Raw genomic sequence first — 23,450 nt, forward strand, 5'->3', positions numbered from 1 at the left:
GGGGAGCAGATTCATTTATGCCCCTCCATAGCAAGCCGCAGCGCCTTCGGGATACGCTGCGCTTTTCCGCCTGAGATAAACGCCACACGTACACGCGCCGTGACCAAGAGATCCTCTGCGCGCCTGCATTCCTGCAGTAAGGTAATTGACGCGCCTCTCACCTCTTGCGGGAGAGTAACGACGTCAAGCACGTCGTCCAAGACCGCTGGCTTTAGAAAATCGATTGTCATCGACCGGACGACAAAGGTAAAGCCGGGCGCACCGTTCTGCGCCTCTGGGAGCAGCGCGTGCTGACTCGTTCCGAGCAGGCGCAAGTAATTCGTCCTGCCGCGTTCCATGAAGCGCAAAAAATTCGCGTGATACACAATTTGGCCGGACACTGATTTGACGATGTCGCAACAGAGGCCCAGCGGATTACTTTCATTGGGTCGCTGGACGGCTAAGGCGTGAATGAGGAGCAGATTATCTATACTCGTCCGTACCACACCATGACTAAGAGACCTGGCTTGAATCGGCATGGGGACCGGGCGCCGATCGGCGTCATAAGTGATTGATCGATATTGATTCTGTGGGGTCAATGTTCGGCGCCGTTTCACAGCCGATGGGAGATGCGGGGGTGAAACGCTTGGCTACACTAGACCATTGAAGAAGCCCTACAGGTCCGTTTGACGCTGCGCTGTGTTGGAGACGTAAAAAGGCAATGACGCGGCAATGATGTGTGAGCCGCAAAAAATCTCCTAGTCGGATGTCAGTCCAGGAAGAAGATAGATGCTGGCACGCGCGGCCGAATTCTTTCTGTCTCCGTCCGGCCCTCGCGGACCTGGTTGACCTGATACCCCAATGTGACCCGGGTTGCCGGCTCGACACAAACCCAAGGGATCGGCCTTGCGACCGCGACCACCAGGGGCACCCTCCCCCCCGGTCCCGCCTTCGCCGCCCTTCCCGGGGTTCGCTTCAGGAGACGGCTGGCTCACTGGCGTGTCATTGATCCAGTGGAAGTGACCACCGAACTGCGTCTCGGTTTCGGGGTTTGGTTTGAACCCGTATATCGAGAGATGCCCGGCATCTCCAGGGCTTCCTCCTTTTCCTCCCTGTCCACCGGTCAGTCCGGGGCTGCCGTTGTCGCCTTCTCCGATCGACTCCCAGTCCGTGTCCACGCAAAACTCGAGATTGCATCGTCCCTTCTGTTCGGCACATCCCTGAAGAAAGGATTTTAAATTGCTGAGCTTTAGAATGTACTCGGGCCCTAAATTGCCGCTTATCTCCTTCACCTTGCAATTTTCGGTGTAGTGATTTTGGCACTCTAAAACTTCATCGATCGTCGTGATTCGAGATTTTATCTGATCAGAAGACCTTTCGCCGAATTTCCAATCCGGGCGACCGCGAGCTTCGTCTTTATCCTTCGGTGAAGCCTCCGGACCCGGCTGCAATCCTCGAGAACCTTGGCCTCCGCTCTGACCACGAACATCGATCATTAGGGGCGGTCCGTCGACAAATTTACTCAAAACCACAATGGTAACCGTACCTGCCGAAGCACCGTTCTGGCCAGCGCCATTAATGGAAACCGCGGGGACATCGTCCGAGCGATAAGCAAAGATCGCGGCGCCGCTCGCGGGTTTTGCCTTGACCTCGATCTCGCCCGCGATGATCAGAAGATTGGTTCGCGCGAGTTGGATCACGCTCTGTGTGTCAAAGACAACCTTCCGAGCGGCGATAACTGCCGTGTGCCGCATTCCGCGCAAGTCGAGGTTCGTAACGACGAACTGCGAATGCAGCGACATCATTCGTAGTAGCTTACGCAGATCGACGATGTGGTTATCTTCAAAAATCGCGCCCGGATCACTGACGTCAGTGACGGCGTCGCCTCCATCACGGTCCGCGAGCGGTATCCTATGAAAAAAATCGTCAACCGTAATTATACCTGCCCGCAACTCCTGATATGCAATCTCAAATCGCAATGAAGGCCATATCGGATTGATAACGTTCACCACATAGAGGCTGATGAACAGGCCCAATAGAATTAAGACGAGTATTCCTCCTCGCGCGCTCTGACGGATCCGCCCCATCGGGCTCGTGTTTTTTGTCCCTTGATCAAGAGGCCACACCGCTACGGTGGTCGTTACGACCAAAAGGCTAATGTAGATGAAGCAAATTTCGATACCAAGAACTTCGAGTGCGGCAGCAATCCCAGAAAATGCCTTCAAGATGAAGGTGCCGATCAGAACCAATCCAACAACGACCAGGAGCGCCTGACGAACGAGCGGGTTCTCGATATTCTTTCGCAACCACGCGGCCAGACCGGTATCGTTCATTGGCGCGTCGTTCATGGCAAGGCTTCACCAGCGAAATCACGACTATTGAACTTGCCGTCTTCCCCCGGATTTCCGTTCGCTCCCGGTTGCCCCATCGGCCCGGGCGGCCCCGGCGGCCCAGCTTGCCCGCCACCGCAGTAACCTCCCCCATGCCCTCCTGGCCCCCCACTGCCACCCAAGCCGCCAGGACCCGGACCGCCGCCAGGGCCGCCTCTGCCTCCCTGCTTCATGAAGTCGATTTTCGAAATCGCTTGGGATGGATCAGTTGCTACGATCGTCAGAGCACCGCCGTCGCCGCCGGGATAGCCCTGACCGCCGTCACCGCCCTTTCCCCCCGGTGCTCCGGCGCCACCGGGGCCGCCGCCATGGCGACAATCGAAAAGACTTTGTGCCGAATTCTCGCCCGGGCCACCGTTCGCACCATTGATGCCCGCAGGGCCCCTACTGCCCTGCCCTCCCGGCCCCCCTCGCAGATCGACCTTGAGTTGGCCTAGAATGCGGTCATAAACGATGATCTTGAGATTACCGCCGGCTACGCCCGGTCCATTGCGCGCCGGAGCAGTCGCGGATGCCGACTGGATTGCACTATTGCCTACGGCCTCGATCCTGAGGGCCTCGATATCTATCTTCGGACCGTCGAATATCAGGCTGGCATCTTCCAAGCGAACGACGTTGAAATGCATTTCGGGCCCACTGATGTGCAGCACAGTGCCGCTAACCGTGACAGAAGGCCTTTTCGAGAGTTCAGCCGCACGATCAAAACGATCGCCCCTTGTCGAAAGTGGCTCCGATACGATTGCGGGAAGCGTGGCTTTGTCGTCACGAATGACTACGCCGCCGTTCTTAGCCGTCCCCACGGCAAGCAATTCTTGTCCCAAGAACCTAGCAACAATAATTTTTGCAGGCTCAGGCCAGCCAAAGATGGATGCCGATACGAAGGAAGCCAGCGATACGACGATCGTCGCCAAAATCGCCCACAGCAAAACACGAGCAGCGAGGAGTTTTTGGTTAGTCAGAGCCCGCGTTAGAAGCGACGCCACAACCGTGAGGACGACGAGCAGGATGGCGACCTCAATCAGCGATCTCGGAGCCACTTTCCAAGAGACGATCGCGGCAGCCATCGCCAAAACAACGTAGCCGCCGTAAAATATTCGCGTTGTTGTCGGATTCACCATACGAGCAGTGTTGATGACGGAATCCGGAGAGGGTGGATTCCCATCGGTGGAAACCGGCATCGAACTCTCCTGCTTAGCTCTAGCCTCAACCTGTACTTGACCATAATCAAGACACCGGCTGCGCGCCATCGCCCTACTTCTTGCGCAAACTCTACCACAGAGCTCATGGCCGAACACTACCTTGGGTCGACGATCTTGGTTTTTCCCCTACCCGAGATCGATAGCGGCCAGCCAGACAAAGTGCCAGGAAGCGTTGGTGCGCAGGGAGGGAATCATACGCAAACCACCGACATGGCGATCGTTCTCGATCCGATACGCGGTTGACGGACTGAACGACGCCTTGGCAGCGGCCACTGGCGGGCTATTGGTCTGACGGTATTTCATGCAGAGCCCCATCTGGTGATCATTGATGTGTCGGCCGGGCGCGCGAGTGATTGCTCCTGGCGAAAGTTGCATAAGCAGCCGGCCGCGATCACCAGATGGCGCGGTCCGCTGTGGATCGCGCCGTCTCATCCTGATTGGCGCTCCACTTCCATCCTAATTGCCGCGCCGCAGCGCAAATGCACCGGCGCAAGATCAGCAAGAAGATACGGCGAATCCGACCGATTCTCAGTCGTAGATCTTCCGACGCTACTCGATCTCTATAGTGTTTGGGCAAATGCCGCCCGAGCGAGAACTAACGCCCGAATGCTCGCGAGCACCTGGGAGGAAATCCTTCAGGAACTTTTCGCCGTGACCTAAAGCTTGGGGGGCGGCGATCGGGGGGCCGTCGCCGAATGGCTTTGGTGATCTGATTTAGACAATAGATGCCCCAAATCACAATCATGTCGGCGACCGCACTCTCTCTCGAAATAGGGAAATTGCCGGAGGGCGCATCGACGGGCGGCATCGAGGCACTCGGACCCAACACGAACCGCCCCGCTGGCCGCGCACTGTCAAGATAGTTTCGGAGGCGATAAAGGGAGACCGACGCATACCGCGCCCCTTGTCCAGAAGCTGTATCGCGATTGTCGAGCGGCTCACATCGGGGCGTTTGATTGCACAGCTCTGAATTCCCGAGCAAAGCTCTGGCCTACTCAGCGTCAGAGGGGGCGCGATCCGTTTGCAGGCGCCACGGCACTAAACGAGATTGCCCGCCGGAACGCGGCGAACTGTCCATTGATCTTGCTGGAAAAGTGCGACTCAGCGCGGGACCAGCAGGAATTGTGCGCCTCATTTGAATTAATAATCTCGAGGTTGGCTGGAAAGGGAATGAAGCGGCGACTGCCGATCTCTATTCCTCGCCGCAGAGGTCGTTCATGGGCAGTCATGATCTTGTCTCCAGCAGTTTCCTAGGGCTGACCGCAGTCGGAATTGCGCTACTCTGCTCGAGCCTGCTTGTCTTCGTCCTCACATGAAGTGAGCCGTCGCTCGTGTGGCCCCTCTAAGCTCATCCAGTTCATCGGCTGGACGAACTGCTTCCCTGGGATTGGAGGCTGGCATCAGCGATCGCCGCTTGAGCTGTCTAACCATGCACGTCAGCGGTTCGTCACGTTGCCAGCATCAAGCGTGTTGCCGAGGAACCTGGCGAAGATGAAGACTGGCTGCGAGAAGACGCCAATGACAATGAGCCCGCGGCCTACGCGGGGATGCGTACGCCCAAGTCTCCCCCCGAAGACGTGCTCTCCGACGCCGGCCGATCCTCAACGCTCCTTGCGCCCCGTAAACGGGCGCAACCTTTAAAGTTGGACAATCGGATAGTTTTATGTTGCGCAGGTTTAGGCTGGGTGTGTCATGAATGCTGCGATAGCCGGCTTTGGAGCCGGGCCCGTCGTGCGGCTTTTGAAAAAATATGTCCGCTTTGCGCGCGGGGTCGACGACCTGACAGTAGCCGAGAAAGTCTATGCGATCGCCGGGCTTTTGGGAATTGTTACGACCTTTCTTCTGGTCATGTCTGTCCAGACGGTGCGACTGCAGAATTCCTATCGTAATACGCAAGCCTCCTCCGCCGCAGCGGCGATTAATTCCGGACTGGTCAACGCATCCATCTATGCGATTGTGATGGACTCGCGCGGCATCTACTTGCGGAGGTGATGAACGGCTGGGAGCCTACGGTCCGTTCGGAAGACTTCGAACAGTTCGCATCCCTCAAACGGCGGATTGCCCAATTCATCGATTTCCGCCAGGAGTTGGTGCGCCGGGCGGTGGAGATTAGCCCCGCAGCTGCCCGCGGGTTTGGGGACACCGAAGCCAGCAGCACGGTTCGCAGCAGGTTGAATGCGGATCTGGAAGCGTTGCAGCGCGGCTACAACGAACGCACTCGCGAAGCAGATGGGCTCGCCGAACAGAATCGCTGTGCGGCAGGGTACCTGCTCATGCTGGGTTTGGTGGCGCTGGTGCTTGCCGCGCTCAATGTTCTCGTGATCCGCGATTCAGTGCTGGCGCGGCTCTCAGACATTGCCCAGGCAACCGATCGTATCAGAACCGGGGACATCGGAAGCGAGGTGCCACATTAGCGAGGGCACGACGAAATCGGCCACTTGGCGCGCGGCGTGCAGAACTTCCGCGCTGCTGTCGCTCAAGTTTTTGAACTCGAACAGCTTGAATTGGACCTCAGCAAGCAGCGCGACGCCGCGATGGCCGAGCGCGACGCGTTCAACGAGAAGTACCAGGCCAAAAAGTGGCAGCTCTCCGCCGCGATCAACAGCATGCCGCAAGGCCTCATCATGCTCGACGGCAAGGCACGTGTGATTGCAATGAACAGCAACTACCGCCGGGTGTATAATCTGCCGGAGACCATCGAGTCAGGGTCCTCGCTCGAGGAGATCCTGGAGCACGGGCTGTTCAGCGGCGACATCAAAAAGTACGTTTCGGCCATTCTCGTTCGCATCGGAAAGAAGGAGCCGGCAGCTTACGAGGTAAGGCTCAACGACGGCCGGATCGTCAAGATTTATGAACGGCCTATGGATGGGGCGGCTGGGTCTCCGTCCAGGAGGACGTCTCGGAACAGCGGCAGAAAGAGCGTATTCTCGAGCGTACCGAACGGCTGCTCGCCACGGTCGTCGAGAACGTGCGCGAAGGTATCATCGCCAAGGACGCGCGCAGTCTGCGCTATCTGTTCATCAACAAGGCGGCCGAACAGCAGATCGGCATGTCGCGCACCGACATTGTCGGCAAGACCGCGCGCGAATTGTTTTCCCCGGAAACGGCCGAGCTGATCGAAAAGCGCAACCGGCAGCTACTTGCACAAAGCCAGCAACTCGAGCCTATTGTCGATACGATCTGCAATCCAGTTCGTGGCCGCCGGGTGATCTCGTGGAGGCGTTTGCAGATTGGCGCCCCCGGCGAGGACTCGCACATGTTCGTGAGTATGGTCGAAGACCTCTCCGATCAGATTGGGACCGCCGACTAGCAGCCGGCCTTACGTCACCCTCTGCGCAGGCGAATGCGGGCACTGTCGCTCACTTCTGTGCCAAATGGTTGGCTTCCGCCCGAGGAAGAGCTCTCCACCAGTGCTGGGCCTAGCTTGTCAGGTGTGTCGCTCTCGCAACGTCACAATTGTTCCGTTGGCCTTCGAATCGTTTTTGACTTCACTGGGTGGCGAATCCGGCGTTTGATCATGGTGGACCCCGGGGTAAGATCTTTGCCTCGAAGACATTTTAAGGCGGGTTCAAGAGGCCGCTGTCCAGCGCCAGCGGTCTCTTCGTTAGCTTCATCGGGAAAATTCGTCCGATGCCGACGCAAGTATGGGCTCTCGCCACGTCAATCGGCTGGACAGTCGCCGTCGCCGTGATCCTGCTCTATTTGATCTTCGGACCTGGCTAATCCGACGCCCAAAAGGGTGCGAGACGGCCTAATCTAAACGTCATTGATTTGGGGCCCGTGCCAAACAGCGAATTAGAAAAGCCCGCAGAGGAGAGGCGCTGTCTGCCGGAGCCATGTCGTAAGGTGATGCTACCCGCAGGGACTACGCGGCTGCCACAGATCGCGAGGACCCACTGACATCGTCGACATCGATATCGATATCGGGCTGCCGATCACGGTGGCGCTGATGCTGGTGCTGCCGATGATGATCATCATTGGCGTCGACAAAGACATGTCGATCATGCTGCTGGCGGTCATCGCCGGAAACTACGCCTCACCGAGCAGTCGACGGCATTGCCCGGCTCTTGCGATCAGGTCCTCGGCGAGACGTCCGATGATGGCATTGTCCAATCCGTCTCTCTGCGCGTGTTTCCGCACGGTGGCTACAATATCCGGAAGCTGCTCGGCCATGGAAATCAGTCCGGCGATCACCTTGTCAGGATCGAGGCGGGTTTCGCGCGCGAACTTCTGCCAATCGCGCAAACTAATCTGGCTGAGCTTGTAATCACCGCCGATTTTCATCGCGAGCTTGATCTTCTGCAGATCGACGTCATCGTAGGGAAGAATGCTGGCGATGTCGTAAAGCGGGGCGAGTCGTACGTGAGGGCCTCCGGCCAGCAGCAGTGAATAATTCTTGGCATGGGCATCCGTACCCGCAATCAGCCAATTGAAGCCGAGCGCGTCGACAAACGTGTCAACGTCGGCGACGCGATCCGTGGAGTAGGTGCGCAAAAGCTCGATCACATCGGCAGGGCTCGGTCCGCCATCGTTTTGATACTTCCTGGTCGGCAGGATGCCGAGCGCCTGGCAGATATCTTCCTGGTGGACACGGACGATCTCGTTCCCACTGAACTGCCGGTCGTAGCGCTCGATGACGATGGCGATTTCCTTTCCGAAATGCATCACCTGGGTGTCGGCGACGGGCAAACCGAGATTGCGCGCAAGTATGAGGCAAATATGTTCATTTTCCGCGTGTCCATCGAAATGGCCGGTCGGCGGTTTGAGGATATGCGTCGTCGGAATGCGCCCAGAGGGAATTCCCCATTTGCCCTTTTGCAGGAGCAAGGCGGTTTTGGGTTGGGCGCCCGCAAGGCTGAATTGTCCGGTGTCGCGCGGCAACCGCCATGCGGCGTGATCCTCGCGCAAGGTTTGCAGGCGTTTGGCGATCGCCGTCTCATCAAGCCATTCGACCTTGTCGTCGGCACCGCTTCGCAAGGCCTCCAGCCGATCGGGCGTGACGAACTGAACGGCACCCGCGCAGTCCTCGCCGACATGGGAAATAAGAGCAAACACGCTGCGCGCGGACACCTGAAATCTTCGGGCCCACCGTTCGAGCACGCGTTCGTTGTCGGGCAGGAGTCCCCAAAGGAAAGCCTGCACGGCGGAAGGACCGTGCTCTTCGGCCGCGAGCGGCATGGACAGCGACAGCGGATAGGCTCCTTCGGCCTGGCGCCAGTCCTTGTCATAGACAAGGGTGAGCCGGCCGCGGGCGTCATTGCGCACGCGGCCGATTTCCCGACCATCGAGCAGAGCAACAAGTTCGCTCGTCATGCCTTTTTCTTCCTGGCCTTGGCCACGATGGCGTTGATATCGACGGCTGGCCTGGTGCCCCCGCGGGCGGGCGCTTGTCCGGTGCCCGCATCCAGGCGAATGTCCAGGGCGTCAAGGGCGCGAAGGATCAGCCCGAGCTCAGCGCGCGCGTGACCGTGCTCGACTTCGATCACCCATTGGCGGCTGACGCCAATGCTCTTGGCAAACGTCGATTGGTCGAGTTTGAGCTTCTTGCGCCGGTCGCGAAGGACGGCGCCGAGTTCGGCCGGCGTGCGTACAAGCATGGGATTTCCAAATGTCAACGTTCGCTTACTTTTAGCATATGTCGGCATTCGTTGACAATTTGTAAATGTCACCGTTCGACGACATAGCTAGATGTCATCGATCGCTGACATAGCCCCAAAACCCATGTGTTTTCAATTGAGCCAAGCGGCATCGTTTCACCCGGGCGCCAGCATCGGCTTCGGCTCCGGCTCTTCATCGATTACGGCACCGGGTCGTGATCGGCCATTATCGGCGACAATGTCTGCATCTATCAGGCGGTCAGCTCGAGGCGCGACTTTCCCACGAATGACGGGGCAATGTGATCAGGGGCGACAACCGCCATCCGATCGTGGAGGACGACGTCGGATCTACGCCGGCGCGACCATTCTCGGCCGCATCACGATCGGTCGCGGATCGACCATCGGCGGCAACGTCTGGCTGACGAAGGATGTGCCGCCGAACAGCCTGGTGACACAGGCCACCGCTCGAAACGTTCCGGGCGGGGCCTGATTCCAGATCTCACGCCGTCACGGGCGCCTTCCACCGCATGAAGCGCCGCTCCAGTGCCTTGAGGACGGCATTGAATGCCAGCCCGATGACCGTGATCCCGAGGATACCGAAATACATCTGCGGAATCAGGAAGCTGTACTGGCTGTTGATGATGAGATAGCCGAGGCCGGCCTTGGCGCCGACCATTTCGGACGCAACCAGCACCAGCATGGCCGACGCGCTGGCCAGGCGAATACCGACGAAGATAGTGGGAAGCGCCGCCGGAACGATCACCTTGCGAAACAGCTGCTGCGGGGTTGCACCCATGGTCCGCGCCGACTTGATCAGCAACGGATCGACCTGTTTCACCGCGGCAATGGTATTGAGCAGGAGTGGCCAGGCGCAGCTATAGATTACCATTGTGATCTTCGACAGCTCGCCGATTCCGAGCAACAGGATGAAGACCGGCAGCAGCGCCAGTGGCGCCGTGTTGCGGCAGATCTCGATGAACTGGTTCACGAGATTGCCGAGTCGCGCATACCAACCGACCGCCACGCCAAGCGGGACGATCAAGGCGACCGAAATCAGAAATCCGCTCAGGGCACGCAGCAGGCTGGCGGAGACGTCATCATAGAGCTCGCCGGTTTGCGCAAGCTGCCAGCCGGCCGCGATCACCTCCAAGACTGGTGGCAGGAACACGGCATCGATCAGCCCGAGCCGCGGCGCCGCCTCCCACGCCGTCAACAGGGCAATCAGCAGCAATGAGCGGTGCCCGAAGGCAGCCAGCCCGCGGGCCGCGGCGCGGATCCGGTCCACCACCGGCGATGCCGGTCTTTCCACGCTGGTGAGCGGCTCTCGGCGCCCGTGCGCAACCTCCAGCAATGTCAACATTTCGAGACTAGACATGGGCAACCTCTTCCACTTTGCGATCGGCTCGCGCGAAAGTGCCGGCGGTCAATTGCCCTTGCTGCGCTTTCAGCACTTCCTCGCGTAGCAGGCTCCAGACCTCGTGGCGCACGCGGCCGAACTCAGGCCGCGAGCGTACGTCGTCGTCCGCGCTGCGCAGCACGTCCGGAATGTCGATGATCTGTTTGATCCGGCCCGGGCGGGACGTCATGACCGCCACCCGCTGGCCGAGCACGATGGCCTCGTCGATACCGTGGGTGATGAAGACGATCGTCTTGCCGGTGGCGCGCCAAATCCGCAGCAGCTCGCCCTGCACCGTCTCGCGAGTTTGGGCGTCGAGCGCGGCGAACGGCTCGTCCATCAGCAGCACTTCGGGATCGTAGGCGAGGCTTCGCGCGATCGCGACACGCTGCTTCATGCCGCCGGAGAGTTGATGCGGATAGCGGTCGGCAAAGCCGGACAGCCCGACCAGGTCGAGGAAATGCCGCGCGATGTCGATCCGCTGCTTGGCCTTGAGCCCGGCGATATCAAGGCCGAACTCGACATTCTCAGCGGCGGTACGCCAGGGAAACAGTGCATACTGCTGGAACACGATGCCGCGGTCGCGACCGGGTCCGGCAATCGGCCGGCCATCGAGCAGAATCCGGCCGCTGGTCGGCAGTGTGAGCCCGCCCAGCAGATCGAGCAAGGTGGATTTCCCGCAGCCGCTTGGGCCAACCAGGGCCAGGAATTCGCCGGAGCGAACATCGAGCGTGATGTCCTCGAGCGCGGTGAAGCGCTGGCCTGGTCCGCCGCCCTCGCCGCGCAGGACGAACTCCTTGCGGACATGCTCGAAACGGATCTTGACGGAGGTCATCGGGCCTCCGCCGTCTTTCCGGGACGGAAATAGTTGAACGCATTGGTGTAGGTGTCGGAAGCCTTGACCTGACCCGGCTTGAACAGGCCGTCCTTCTCCAGCCAGTCGATCCATACCTGGATTTCGCCATCCGAGATCACGCCGCCCTTGGACGCAACGCCGGTGCTCTTCCAATATTTGATCGAGGAGGCATCCTCGTTGCGCTTGCGCCCCGCGATGATCTTGTCGAACCGGGCCCTGACCTCTTCCGGCGGTGTGATCTGGGCCCATTCGATGGCCCGCGAAATCCCCTCCACCAGCTTGCGCGAGGCATTGGGATTATCCTTGATGAATTTGTCCCGCAGTACATAGGCGCCGCCGGTGAACTGGCCGAACAGATCGGTGTCATTAAAAAGCGAGCGGATGCCGCCCCGTTCCAGCGCCTTGTCGCGCAGGACACCGCCCAGCGCGCTGACCTCGACCTGGCCCTGGCGCAACGCTTGCTCGCCGCTGACCGGCGGGATCGCCACCAGCGTGACCTGCTTGGCCTCGCTTGCGCTGAGGCCGGACCTAGCCAGGTACTCGCGCATCACGAATTCCAGATGGGCGCCGAGCGTGTTGACCGCGACCTTCTTGCCGATCAGGTCGCGCCCCGTCTTGATCGGGCTGTCCTCCTTGACGAAGTAGCCGTAATAGGTGTTGACGTCGGAGCCGTAATAGCCGACGACCGCCTTGACCGGCGCCTTCGCCGCGATCAACTTGAGGATCGCCCCATAGAATGCGCCGCCGATGTCGATATCGCCGGTGACGACGGTCTGAATGTCCTGCGGCCCGCTGATGGTGTTACCGACCCATTCGAGCTTGAGCGGCGCGAGATAGCCGAGGTCCTCGGCCAGCTCGATAAACGTCACCTGCCCGGCCGATCCCTGGTAGCGGATCTCGGTCTTCTCGAGCGGCGGCTCCGCGAATGCCGGGCTCGTGAGGCCGAGCGCCACGGCGCCGGCCAACAAAACCCGCAACGTCTTGCGGGTGGCGCGTCCCGACCGGGCGCGCCTTGCGGGGAGCAATCGAAGTATAACGTTCATCATTGCGAACTCTCCTGAGCGAATCCGGATCAAGCGGCTTTGGCGGACTGGGGCTTGGATGTCTTGACGCGGGTCACGCTGCGGCGACCGTCGACGCTGAGCGGTACATCGCCATCAATGGTGGCGCGGCGCACAACGCGGTGCTGATCGCCATAGTCGTTGACCGCGTAATGTTGCGTGGCGCGATTGTCCCAGATCGCAACGTCGCCGGCCTCCCAGCTCCAGCGAACGGTATTTTCCGGCGCCGTGATATGCGATTGGAACAGGTCGAACAGCTTTTGGCCGTCGTATTTCGGCAGGCCGACGAAGCGCTGCACGAAATTTCCGAGCACGAGCGTGCGCTCGCCGGTCTCGGGATGGACGCGCACGACCGGATGCTCGGTTTCATAGATCGTTCCGGTGAACACCTCGTCGAAGTGCTTTTTGTCCGCCTCGGTCGCCCGCGTCTTCACGGCATAGTCATAGGCGTTGCTGTGAACGGCCCACAGTTCGTCGGCGAGCTTGCGCAGAGGCGTCGGCAGGCCGAGATAGGCGGCTGCCGTGTTCGACCAGACGGTATCGCCGCCGTAGGGTGGAATCACCACGCCGCGCAGCACCGAGATTTTCGGATAGGCGTCGACGAACGTGACATCCGTATGCCATTGGTCGGCGCGGCCACCGCCCCGGCCCGAGTCCAGCTCCAGGATCGACGACGTGCCCTTGATCGCACCGACCGTCGGATGGGGCACCAGCTTGCCGAGCCTGATGGCAAAGCGCTCCTGCTCGGCATCGTCGAGATGTCCCTGGTCCCGGAAGAAGATGACCTTGTGTTCGAGCAGCACCTGATTGATGGCAAGGATGGTCCCGTCCGAAAGATCGCCCGACAGTTTGATGTTCTTGATCTCGGCGCCAAGCCTGGACGCACGCTTGACGATGTCGGCGCGCGGAATGGCGTTATCGATGGTTGTCGTGTTGCTCATGGTCGTGCTCTCGTCACTGCGATCCCCTGGATAAAGCTCCGCCATGCGCCGGTCGCGGAAACGACGGCGCAGATAGATGAAATCATTTCAGGCTAGGGGCCCTAGTCGGGCGCAACGTGCTCCGGCAGACGGCCCGAGCCGGGACATCGGTCACTGGGTTCGGATTGGAGCATGATGAAACGACCTCGCGTTGAGGCCTTGAATGGTACGAGCGATCGATCGTCAGTCAATGAAACGAAACCAGCTTTGTTTTCGGCGATAGGCAACGAACGCTTCGCCGTCGACGCTGACACTGAAATATTCGCAATGATGACTGCCCGCCCGGCTGCAAGAGGAACGCAATTTGACGCGACGCAACGCACTTCTCGTCCAGAGACGCGATAAAATCGCTATGACCGCCGCCGCTTCTCGTCGTGACGACTGCCCTCGTCTTTGATTGGCGTTCTGCTCGCAAGCTTCGTGCTTGCATCCAACTCAACAATGCAAATTCATTTCATCGACATCAGCGTGACTGCAGACGTAGAGTCTCGCTTGTTACAGCTCCCAATGCACACGGATCTCACAAATGAGCGCACGACGGCAGCTTTCCCTCAATTTCTTCATCTATCCAGACGGTCATCATGAGGCGGCCTGGCGCCACAGGAGTTCGGCAGCCAATCGCATCCTCGACGTCACCTACTATCAGGAGCTGGCGCAGCGCGCTGAAGCGCACAAGTTCGACGCGGTCTTCTTCGCCGATGGTCCGGCGCTGGCGGACAATGTCCGCTATGCGCAGCGGTTTCGGCTCGAGCCGATCACCCTGCTCACCGCGATCGCATCCGCCACCCAGCGGATCGGCCTGATCGCGACCGCATCGACCACCTATACCGAGCCCTACAACCTGGCGCGGCTGTTCGCCTCGCTGGATCACATCAGTAGCGGCCGGGCCGGCTGGAACATCGTGACAACGAGCACGCCGCAGGCCGCGCAGAACTTTGGCTTGCCCGAGCATCCTCCGCATCACGAACGCTACGAGCGGGCGCGGGAGTATCTCGACGTCATCACGCGCCTTTGGGACAGTTGGGAGGACGACGCGCTCGTCAACGACCCCAGATCGGGTGTTTTCGCCGACACCGGCAAGATTCACGCAATCAATCACATCGGAAAGCATTTCCGCGTGCGTGGACCGCTCAACATCTCAAGGACGCCGCAGGGACGACCGGTCTATGTCCAGGCCGGCTCTTCCGACGACGGACGCGCCTTTGCGGCGCGTTTCGCCGAGGCGATCTTCACCGCGCATCAGACACTGGCGAGCGCCCAGGAATTCTATGCCGACGTCAAGCGTCAGGCGCGCGCCTTCGACCGCAGTCCCGATCAGATCAAGATTCTGCCCGGCATCAGTCCTTTCATCGCCAGCACGCAGATCGAGGCCGATCGGCTGCAGGACGAATTCAACGAGCTGATCCAGCCCGAGTACTCGCTGACCCAGATGCGCCAGATGATCGGTCTCGACCTCTCCGGATTTGACCTCGATGGCCCCTTTCCTCGTCATCTGATCGATACCGGGGGCGCCCGCGGCGTCGCCAGCCGTTTCAAGCTGGTGATCGACATCGTTGATCGCGAGAAGCCGACCATTCGCCAGCTCGTGCAGCGCCTGGCCGCCGCCCGCGGCCATTGGGTGATTGCCGGACCGCCGGAGAAGATCGCCGACAACATCCAGACCTGGTTCGAGAACGGCGCAGCCGATGGTTTCAACGTCATGCCTCCCTGGCTGCCCGGCGGCTTCGACATCTTCGCCGAGCAGGTCGTGCCCATTCTGCGCAAGCGCGGCCTGTTCCGTCACGACTACACGGGCACAACGCTGCGCGATCATTACGGCCTGAGCCGGCCGGCCAGCATCTTCTCCAACGCCATTCAGGCGATCGCATAATTCGCCTGACAACACTGATTTGAAGATGGCGCGACAGATGCCTAACGGGTTGCTTTCATTGGGTCGCTGGACGGCTAAGGCGTAAGCGAGGGGGCATTCATCTATGCCCCTGATAGCAACCCGGGTTCGGAGCGAGGTTCACTCCCGGTGAACCAGGTTCTCACGGATTCGGCGAATAGATCTGTCCTTCCGCGGCCGTGCCTTCCAGATTCTTATGGTGAGTTGTCGCGCCGGGTTTAGCCGGCGGGTGATCAAGTCTCGACGGCAAGGAAGAATGACTCGGCGTCGGAAGGCGGGATCTGGATGTGCCTCGTCCGATGGGGCTACCCGTACGTTTTCGATCGCCGCTCCCACATGACCCTAACCGATCGCGCTCCCGCGGATACTCAACCCGAGGCACGGCAGGAGTTGGATGCGGTCTTTGCACCCTTTCCTCGAGGATTAAAGGCCTGGATAGTCGGACGGCCCACGATCGAAATCCCCTGCCTCGTCGGGCGGCAACACGCGCTCGTGGGCGGCAATAGAGGAGATGCAACGCTACGATGGCGCTTGAATTCGGCGTTCGGGCGATCGTTTTTGATGAATTCCACCGTATCGATTGTGCAAAGTTGCGATTCCGTTAAGCGCAGAGCTGCCGAGACATTCGAGCCCGTTGCCCGGATCCGAGTACGGCCTTCCCGCATTGGGCAACCTGTGGCCGGAGCGTAAGAAATGTAGTGTCACGCCGGTGCGCGACACCACGAATCGAGGGTCTCTTTTTGAGCGTGCATCTCGGCGAGCCTACTATACTTGGCGAAGCCAATAGGTTGGCAAGCAGTAGCGGCCGACATGTAGGTGTCTCGCCGGGAGTCACTTACTTTGGGCCACTTCTTGGTATTCTCCAATAATCGACGGAAGTAAGCGCGTGAGGCCACATTGTCCCTGTCTTTGAACCTTGTCAGCGCGAAAGAGCTTTGAGCAGGGTCTTAACATTCGACGGCACCGCATTTGGCTAAGCAAGCAACGCGAGGGGGAAATGGCTCTGCTGAGAGTCAGGAGCTGGTGCGGCGATTAACGTTGGAGATCAGGTCCCTCAACGTCTGTCTGGAGGATTTTCTTCACGTCCGAGCCGAGGCACTTGGCATTAGTGGAACACAATTGGCGATCTTGATGGCGGTGATGGACTTAGACAAGGATGGCGGTGCTCCGGCCGGGGTGGTCGCAAAACTGATGAAAGTCGACCCGTCCTTCATCACGCTACATTCAAAGGCGCTGGAGAAAGTCGGATTTGTGCGGCGCAAGACCGGTATCAGGGATGCTCGGGTCGTCCAGCTCTCGCTAACGGACAAAGCCCGTAAGCGTCTCGCGAACATCGCTGCACAACAGGAGGAACTGGATCAATTCGTTTTCGGTGAGCTTGGCATTGAGGAATCGATGAGACTGTCGAGCCGACTTGCAGCGCTCAGGAAGCGGCTGGAGAGAGCTCGCCTGAAAGCCGAACTGGACACCGGCGCGGAGTCAGCCCGAGGGAGGAGCCGACGTTAGAGGGGAGGCGCTTTGGATCATCAACGGTTGCTTGAATGCCTGGGCCGGATGCCCTCATGTGAAGCACCACCACCATGAGGAGCACATCGCTTCCTCGCGCCGGCCAGTCGCAGCGGTGACAGGCTAAAATTACCATTTGTGGATCGGGAGCTAGTCGATTCGGGCGACCAATACGATCCGGTGGGAGGCCAGAGTTTCTCCGCGGAGTTCCAGATTTCTGGCGTCCCCAACCTGTTACACGCGGTCAGCCGCTAAGCCTTTGTGGAATTGCAGATCGCGACGAAGTCCGTCGGCCAAGCCTGTACGAAGGTGTTTGCCATTTACCAAAATCAAAACATCAATTCTAGATTTTCTCCTCTCGAGTCTGAACGGAGGCTAAAGGTCTCATGCGCAACCTTCCCTTTGTCTGTGTGCTTGCACTTTCCATCCTCATCGGATTTGGATCGCCATTGACCGCCGCTCCGCGGGGTCGTTTCATTCCACCGGCTCGGCAGGACGTTTATTGCCTCCAGGGACGTATCTGGGGATATCCAGGCAATTGCCAGTTCTCGACCTATGACCAGTGCATGGCCACCGCCTCCGGAACCCTAGCCTATTGCGGGATGAATCCGATCTACGCATTCCAGCAACAAGGAAAGCACCTGCACTGATGCGTGATCGCCAACTGTGGTCGAGACATCAGTCTTTGCTCCTATAAATCGACCTGCCGTGCTGGTTATGGGTTGGGCTTCCGCTGGTAGGACGTCCTCGCTCGAGTACGCTCGCGTCCTCAGTTGCCACGGGACGCCAAGCACAACGATCGGAACGGGATGGCTCATCGGCCTCACGCTCAATTGGACAATCTTGTCGCACCGGAACTGGCCTCAATCCTCGACCAAATCCGACCCGCCGGTTTCGGGGTATCCTGTCGCGGCAAGCGCTGCCAGGCTCTCGGAGGCGCCAAGAACCACATGATTGTCATGCCGGACGCCGACATGGCTCGGAAAAAGCTGGCGCCTAAGGTCCGCTCCCAGAACGTCGGTCCTGGCACTGGTTCCGATGCCGAAATGGGGGCCACTAGCAACAAAGCCACAGCTCGATAAGGTCCGAGGCTACATCGACGCGGACGTACAAGAAGGTGCAAAGCTGATCGTCGACGGACGCGAACTTCGGCGTCAAAGTTATGAAAGGGGGGATATCTCATCGGTGGAAGTCTATTTGATCGCGTGACCACAGACATGACAATTTACTGCGAAGAGATCGATCTTAGGTCCCGTCCTCGCGTTGGATCGCGCCAACTCCTATGATGATGCAGCGGACATGATTAACAAGAACGAATATCGCAAAGGCACCGCCATCTTCACCAGAGATGGTGATGGGCCCGCAAGTTTGCCCAGCAAACTCAGGTCGGAATGGTCGGGATTAACGTTCCGATCCCCGTGCCAATGGCGTTCCCCTCGTTCGGTGGCTGGAAAGCGTCCCTGTTCGGCGATCACCACATGCATGGTCCCGAGGGCGTTCGCTTCTATACCAAGCGCAAGACGATCACGACCCGGTGGCCGACGGGGTCCGCGCCGGCGCCGAATTCCTCGACGATGAGCTGATCTTTTGAAGGAGAAGGCAGTGGACGGTCCCACGGCCTTCCCACGTAGCTGATCTCCAGACGCGCTGATATCGCGCGCGGGCCGCAGGTTTCTGTGAACTTTGCTCGATTGTTGTAAGAGGATCGTCGATCGAAAACCTGGTCGTGGCAAAGGCGCGTGCAATACCCAGGCGCTGCTTCAAAATCACCCAGAATGCGCCACTTATATCGTCGTGAATGAAGTATTCCATACATAGCGCTACTGACGAGCAAGAAAGCCAGAGACCATGTTTCTCCTCAACCAGCACACCGACCACCGCGCTCCCCTCGATGCCTCGGACGCCCACACGTTGAGCGTCGAAGCCGCTCGCGAGGTCGAACGGTTTCTCGAGCATCGCGATGGCCACAAGGAAACCCCTCTTGATTCTTTGCCAGGCCTTGCCCGCGAGAGTGGGTTCGATCCATCTAAAGGACGAAGGCCAACGTCTCGGCCTTGGGAGTTTCAAAGCCTTGGGAGGTTCCTATGCTGTGATCCGTCTGGTGCTCGAGGAAGCAACTCGGCAGCTCGGTCGCGATGTTGACGTCTCCGAGCTGCACACACCTGAAGTGAATTCCGTGGCAAAAGGTATGATGGTCTCTTGTGCCACGGATGGCAACCATGGCAGATCAGTTGCTCGAGGAGCCCAGCTCGTTGGTGCAAAATGCGCCATCTTCGTTCATTCAGGCGTGAGCAACGAGCGCATCGCCGCCATCGCCCGCTTTGGCGCGCAGATGATCCGCGTTGACGGCAACTATGACGATTCTGTCGTCCAAGCATCCCGAGTTGCGGCTCAAGAAGGTTGGATCACAGTGTCCGACACGTCCTGGCCTGGCTATGAGCGGATCCCGCGCTTTGTAATGCAGGGATACACGGCCCTTGTGAGCGAAGCGCTACGTCAGTTGCCGGAGCCGCCGACACACGTCTTCGTCCAGGCAGGCGTCGGTGGGATCGCCGCGGCCGTTGCTGGACATCTATCAATTCTGTTGGGCGACGACCGCCCGTTCTTCACAGTTGTCGATCCCTCGCGGGCAGCATGCCTCTTCGATAGCGCGCGGGCCGGGCATTCTGTCAAGGTAGCTCATGGGCAATCGACCGTGATGGCGATGCTGGAATGCTACGAGCCTTCGCTCGTCGCTTGGCGCATCCTTTCACGCACAGCGGATGCTTTTATGACTGTCGACGATGAAGACGCAATCAGCGTGATGAAACGTCTGGCAAATCCGAAGGATGGCGATCCCGCCGTCGTTGCAGGCGAAAGTGGTGGTGTTGGCCTTGCAGCCTTGCTGAAGGCTGCTTCTAATCCGACCTTGCGTGGTAAGATTGGTCTTGGAACCAATGCACGGGTCTTCCTGATCAACACCGAGGGCGCGACAGATCCTCTCCTGTACGAACAACTCGTCAATGCGACGCCAGCGCAAGTGACCGCGAAGAATAATAAGCCGGGCAAGAACGGCTCAACAGATGGGGCGGGCTCGTGAGCCTTTCGTAAGCCGTCCGATCCGCACGCCCGGGGAGACGGGCCAGCATTCGGCCCTTACAGAAGGCTCATCGCCGCGCAGAGGCCGGCCCCTGTGGCGCAGGGCTTCGTGTCCCTTTGAGCTGAGCACGCGGATCAGCTCAAAAAAATCGGGGTTTGAGATGCGCCGGTGCTCTCTGACTTGTCGGCAGGACTCAAACCCCGCGCTACAAACCTCATAGCGAATTAATCGGGCGCCGGCAAATCGACGCTCACGCAAATTTTGCAGAAGACGCATCCGGGATACAGCGGCTTAGTGCGCGTAGCCGCCGTGGATTTAACCGCGATCTCCCCGCAGCATTACGTTTCGCACGTTGACCGCCTAAGTCGTGTAACGGCAACTTGAGGCGTGGGCCAATCTCTGCAAAACCGGCTTTCAGGTACAATGCTGAGTTCGGGCTACGGCTCCAAATGGGTTGCCTCGGCGCCCCCACTTCAAGCTGGCCCCAGCCTTTTGCCGTGCCCAAGCCCACCGCAGCCTCAATGAGACGCATCGCAACCCCAGACGATCGCTGATCCGGCACCACGTAGAGTTCGGTGATAATACCGTACGCTCCGCCCGCAAAAAGGGCGGCGCTTTCCGACAACATGATGAGGCCGACCGGGCGCGCCTCCGTGAAGGCCAGAAACCCATACACACGCTCTTTCATGGCCAGGAGGTCGACAACAAGCCGGGTATCTAGTCCGCCCTGCTTTTGTCCGCCCTCAAGTTCAGCAAGTAGGGCAGCAACCATGTGAGTCACCGTTGTGGCGTCATCAATAGAGACTTCACGCGTGGTCACCATGTCATATCCTCTTCCAAGTTTAACCAACATACGACCTGATCCAGCGGCGGCATCGGAGCAGGAGGCTGCCGCAGCACCCGATCCAAAACAGATATGCCGCACGGTTGAAGGTCAGATGACGTCTTAGTTCACACCGAGGTGATAGCGTCTTTGTGTCACTTCTGGCTAAGCTAAACATCTCTCAGAAAATCGAAAGATAACTTGTCGAAAATCGTGATGGTCGCACGGCGCCGTCTCTTCTTCTTTGGACTTGCGTGTCCCCCAACATCGGGGCCATCGTGTTCATGTTCGGTCGTTACAAGAGCGAGGCTGACCGCTTGCGAACAGGCTCACGGATTTGGATCTACTCTCCCCTCGTAGAAAGCTCGAGGGCAGGCCGACCAGCGATTTGCCGGATCCAGTCTCGAGCAATCACATTCGACGGTCCCACCGCAATGGCTGCGCGCGTCGCGGAAGGAACGCTCATCGGCCCGCGGTAATAACTGAATCACTCAACGTGTCGAAGATGTTGTTGGGCATCATGAGCGCCCCTCGACCGGCTCTATTGCCTGAGATCAATGGTCTCAGAGACTCGTGGAATGCGCGAGTCCAAAGCACACTGTTTTTGGTAGTGTTTGGATAATCAGTTTTTCTAATTTCTCATCGGGCGCGCCATTTGTTACCGCGCGATCAAGAACATCACAGACGCCCGACGAAAGCGTACAACTTGGTCGTTGAGATCGCGATTGAGGCCGGTTTCTCTCGTGTTCTTCGAATAGACAACGTCCCGTCCTGATGAGCCGGGTTCACGGCCTGCCATCGCATTGCCGTTAAATGCTTTCTGAGAGCACGTTGGGCCGTGTCGCGCGAGATCGTTTCTACCGTTCAGTTGGGATCACTTTACGATCTGTTTGTTGGAAGACTGTTCTAATGCTTGCCGACACGCGTTACAGCGCGAGCCGGTCGCAGCATTTCAGCAGAAGATGGCGAAGGTCATCGATGAAGCGGAGGGCTTCTACCATTCCAGAATCAGGTAGGCTGCACGACGAAGATACCGGGCTATGCGCGCCTAGCACTCCTGCCAACGCGCAAACGGCAAGGATGGGGTAGACGTCTGAAGTAACCTACTACGTCAGTTCGCAGCCATCCTATGACAGAGCGGGCCCGAAACCGCTCAGGCGCGATTCCTCCTCCATCATTTGATTCGGGATTACTGCATTCTGCGCCCGCCGTGACATTCCACCATCAATACGTGTCGGCATTCCTCTGCAGCGGCGCCGTCGGAACAATGTGAACGACGTGGTAGCCGTTGTCGTGCAGGTACCGTAGGAAGGCGGGCATCATCGCGGCGGTATGTGCCTTGCCGTCGTGAAATAGAATGATCCCCCTCCCCTCGGCATTCAGCCGGCTGGTGATGAGCTTCAGCTCCTGGTCTGGCGTCATTTCCTCCCAGTCGCTGGCCGACAGGTCCGCTCCGAACACGACGATGCCCCGAGACTGGAGTCGCTTGAGCGTCTTAGGGGTCGAGTCGAAATAGGGGAAGCGGAAGAACGGCGTCGAGGGCGCCATCGTCGATACGCCATGGAGCGCCATTTCGTCGGCCGCAATCCCACGGTCAATGTCCTCTTTTGCCTTCTCGAAGCTGATCTTCGACGCCATCGAATGCGACCAAGTGTGGTGCGCTATGGTGTGGCCTTGCGCAGCGGCGTGCCGCACGAGCTCGGGAAATTGGGCCGACGACTTGCCTACCAGGAAGAACGTGGCTCGGATGCACTCCTGCGCGAGCGCCGACAGCACCTCTTCTGTGTACGGCGGCTGGGGCCCGTCGTCGAAGGTCAGCACAACTTCGTGGTCGGCCAAGGGCAGCGTCTGGGGAAAGCTCTTCAGTCCGACCCGCGGATAAGTCTTGGCGTCAACGACGAGCACGCGCGAGGTCCCGAGCGCGTCCTTTCGCGGACAGTCGGCCGCGCCCGCAGCCGTGACGCCGGCAAGCACCGCCGTCGCAGCGCTCACGAGCAGCAACGTCCATCCGTGCAGACATCTGCCATCAAGGTCGTGCCCGGACGGGTGTCTGGTTGCGGCCTTAAACAAGATAGTCCTGCCGTCCTGGCTGGAGTTACATCAGCATGCCGATGGCTTCAGCCACCTCGTTTTCCATTCCGGACTAGGTGATCCGTCGCAGTGGACCTGCGCTCAGATCGGACTACTTCGCTCCCGAGCGCATCAGATTGTCTGCAGCCAGATCATTTGCTGCGTCGTCCGATTGGAATTGATTTAGCCGGCGCCATTGTACTTTGCCGGCCTCACAAACGTCGGCTCGTCCAATGGTCACGTTCGCCCCTACACAGTAGCCACATGGCGATATTGATTAATGCAATGGCGCGGCACTGCCGCCGGAATTCCGCGTTCCGATGCCGTTTGTCGGCGGATCTCACCCACGACTGTCGGCTTGGGCCGACGGCGCTCCAGCGACCGACAACTACAGCGACTGACCGGCAATACCGTCACCTTCATGAGGCGACGATCTTTCCCGAGGACATGATATCAATCGAACCGCTTAGAAACGGCGGCTTTGCCGCGGAGCCGCCAATGCTGCAGAACGCCTACTGGATGCCGACGTTCAGCGTCCTTCTCCGCAGCACGACCATCGGCTCAAAATTCCATATGCTCGATATCGGTCGTTCCTCGTTGTCGGATGCAGCCGCTAAGCGAAGGCA

At 59.2% G+C, this 23,450-nt stretch carries 19 protein-coding genes and 3 pseudogenes; 10 read left to right on the forward strand and 12 right to left on the reverse strand.

All coding sequences use genetic code 11. The annotated features are described in order from the left end of the window. Positions 1–11: 11 nt before the first annotated feature. The 4 genes from ABID59_RS21420 to ABID59_RS37440 all read right to left on the reverse strand — a co-directional run bounded on the left by ABID59_RS21420 (position 12) and on the right by ABID59_RS37440 (position 3,871). On the reverse strand, positions 12–518 hold the full coding sequence (locus ABID59_RS21420; protein ID WP_354084681.1) for a YbgC/FadM family acyl-CoA thioesterase: 507 nt from the start codon (positions 516–518) through the stop codon (positions 12–14). Between the two features lie 219 nt (positions 519–737). Beyond that, positions 738–2,327, reverse strand: coding sequence for a hypothetical protein (locus ABID59_RS21425; protein ID WP_354084682.1), 1,590 nt, complete (start codon positions 2,325–2,327; stop codon positions 738–740). Beyond that, positions 2,324–3,547 (reverse strand): hypothetical protein, encoded by a 1,224-nt coding sequence (locus ABID59_RS21430; RefSeq protein ID WP_354084683.1) that lies wholly within the window; start codon positions 3,545–3,547, stop codon positions 2,324–2,326. Before ABID59_RS21430 ends, ABID59_RS21425 begins: the two co-directional genes overlap by 4 nt. 147 nt (positions 3,548–3,694) lie before the next feature. After that, the gene (locus tag ABID59_RS37440; protein WP_502916823.1) at positions 3,695–3,871 is read right to left on the reverse strand and encodes a hypothetical protein; all 177 of its coding nucleotides are present in this window, start codon (positions 3,869–3,871) and stop codon (positions 3,695–3,697) included. A 1,389-nt stretch (positions 3,872–5,260) separates the two neighbouring features. Between ABID59_RS37440 and ABID59_RS21440 the strand changes: the two genes are divergently transcribed. The 4 genes and pseudogenes from ABID59_RS21440 (at position 5,261) to ABID59_RS21455 (ending at position 6,878) form a co-directional block, all read left to right on the forward strand. Further along, the gene (locus ABID59_RS21440; RefSeq protein WP_354084684.1) at positions 5,261–5,560 is read left to right on the forward strand and encodes a hypothetical protein; all 300 of its coding nucleotides are present in this window, start codon (positions 5,261–5,263) and stop codon (positions 5,558–5,560) included. Continuing rightward, complete coding sequence (locus ABID59_RS21445; RefSeq protein ID WP_354084685.1) at positions 5,560–5,982, forward strand: hypothetical protein; 423 nt, start codon at positions 5,560–5,562, stop codon at positions 5,980–5,982. Before ABID59_RS21440 ends, ABID59_RS21445 begins: the two co-directional genes overlap by 1 nt. A gap of 240 nt (positions 5,983–6,222) precedes the next feature. Beyond that, positions 6,223–6,378, forward strand: a pseudogene (locus ABID59_RS21450) (PAS-domain containing protein); the annotation flags it as partial. Between the two features lie 158 nt (positions 6,379–6,536). Further along, positions 6,537–6,878, forward strand: coding sequence for a PAS domain-containing protein (locus tag ABID59_RS21455; RefSeq protein ID WP_354084686.1), 342 nt, complete (start codon positions 6,537–6,539; stop codon positions 6,876–6,878). Between the two features lie 719 nt (positions 6,879–7,597). On the opposite strand, the gene ABID59_RS21460 is transcribed toward ABID59_RS21455, so the two are convergent. From ABID59_RS21460 to ABID59_RS21485, 6 genes are all read right to left on the reverse strand, one after another. After that, on the reverse strand, positions 7,598–8,881 hold the full coding sequence (locus ABID59_RS21460) for a type II toxin-antitoxin system HipA family toxin (RefSeq protein ID WP_354084687.1): 1,284 nt from the start codon (positions 8,879–8,881) through the stop codon (positions 7,598–7,600). Further along, entirely contained in the window at positions 8,878–9,165 is a 288-nt protein-coding gene (locus tag ABID59_RS21465; RefSeq protein WP_354084688.1) for a helix-turn-helix domain-containing protein, read from the reverse strand. The genes ABID59_RS21460 and ABID59_RS21465 overlap by 4 nt, the downstream gene beginning before the upstream one ends. 499 nt (positions 9,166–9,664) lie before the next feature. After that, the gene (locus ABID59_RS21470; RefSeq protein WP_354084689.1) at positions 9,665–10,540 is read right to left on the reverse strand and encodes an ABC transporter permease; all 876 of its coding nucleotides are present in this window, start codon (positions 10,538–10,540) and stop codon (positions 9,665–9,667) included. Beyond that, on the reverse strand, positions 10,533–11,396 hold the full coding sequence (locus ABID59_RS21475; RefSeq protein ID WP_354084690.1) for an ABC transporter ATP-binding protein: 864 nt from the start codon (positions 11,394–11,396) through the stop codon (positions 10,533–10,535). The genes ABID59_RS21470 and ABID59_RS21475 overlap by 8 nt, the downstream gene beginning before the upstream one ends. Then, positions 11,393–12,463, reverse strand: coding sequence for an ABC transporter substrate-binding protein (locus ABID59_RS21480; protein ID WP_354084691.1), 1,071 nt, complete (start codon positions 12,461–12,463; stop codon positions 11,393–11,395). Before ABID59_RS21480 ends, ABID59_RS21475 begins: the two co-directional genes overlap by 4 nt. Before the next feature lie 26 nt (positions 12,464–12,489). Then, positions 12,490–13,419, reverse strand: coding sequence for a TauD/TfdA dioxygenase family protein (locus ABID59_RS21485; RefSeq protein WP_354084692.1), 930 nt, complete (start codon positions 13,417–13,419; stop codon positions 12,490–12,492). A 565-nt stretch (positions 13,420–13,984) separates the two neighbouring features. Between ABID59_RS21485 and ABID59_RS21490 the strand changes: the two genes are divergently transcribed. From ABID59_RS21490 to ABID59_RS21515, 6 genes and pseudogenes are all read left to right on the forward strand, one after another. Further along, positions 13,985–15,328: an LLM class flavin-dependent oxidoreductase gene (locus ABID59_RS21490; RefSeq protein ID WP_354084693.1), complete on the forward strand. Its 1,344-nt coding sequence runs from the start codon at positions 13,985–13,987 to the stop codon at positions 15,326–15,328. Positions 15,329–15,631: 303 nt separating this feature from the next. Continuing rightward, entirely contained in the window at positions 15,632–16,036 is a 405-nt protein-coding gene (locus tag ABID59_RS21495) for a DUF1045 domain-containing protein (protein ID WP_354084694.1), read from the forward strand. A gap of 441 nt (positions 16,037–16,477) precedes the next feature. Then, positions 16,478–16,852 carry a MarR family transcriptional regulator gene (locus tag ABID59_RS21500; RefSeq protein ID WP_354084695.1) on the forward strand — a complete coding sequence of 125 codons (375 nt, stop codon included), beginning with the start codon at positions 16,478–16,480 and terminating at the stop codon, positions 16,850–16,852. Positions 16,853–17,238: 386 nt separating this feature from the next. Further along, positions 17,239–17,502 carry a DUF3551 domain-containing protein gene (locus ABID59_RS21505; protein ID WP_354084696.1) on the forward strand — a complete coding sequence of 88 codons (264 nt, stop codon included), beginning with the start codon at positions 17,239–17,241 and terminating at the stop codon, positions 17,500–17,502. 261 nt (positions 17,503–17,763) lie between these two features. Continuing rightward, a pseudogene (locus tag ABID59_RS21510) lies at positions 17,764–18,443 on the forward strand (aldehyde dehydrogenase family protein); the annotation flags it as partial. Positions 18,444–18,700: 257 nt separating this feature from the next. After that, positions 18,701–19,931 (forward strand): annotated as a pseudogene (locus ABID59_RS21515) (diaminopropionate ammonia-lyase). A gap of 250 nt (positions 19,932–20,181) precedes the next feature. On the opposite strand, the gene ABID59_RS21520 reads toward ABID59_RS21515, so the two are convergent. After that, entirely contained in the window at positions 20,182–20,754 is a 573-nt protein-coding gene (locus tag ABID59_RS21520; RefSeq protein WP_354084697.1) for a GNAT family N-acetyltransferase, read from the reverse strand. A gap of 1,224 nt (positions 20,755–21,978) precedes the next feature. Next, a complete protein-coding gene (locus ABID59_RS21525; protein WP_354084809.1) occupies positions 21,979–22,752 on the reverse strand; it encodes a polysaccharide deacetylase family protein in 774 nt (257 codons plus the stop codon). Between the last annotated feature and the right edge of the window lie 698 nt (positions 22,753–23,450).

The sequence above is a fragment of the Bradyrhizobium sp. S3.3.6 genome, from assembly GCF_040546905.1.
Lineage (GTDB): Bacteria > Pseudomonadota > Alphaproteobacteria > Rhizobiales > Xanthobacteraceae > Bradyrhizobium > Bradyrhizobium cytisi.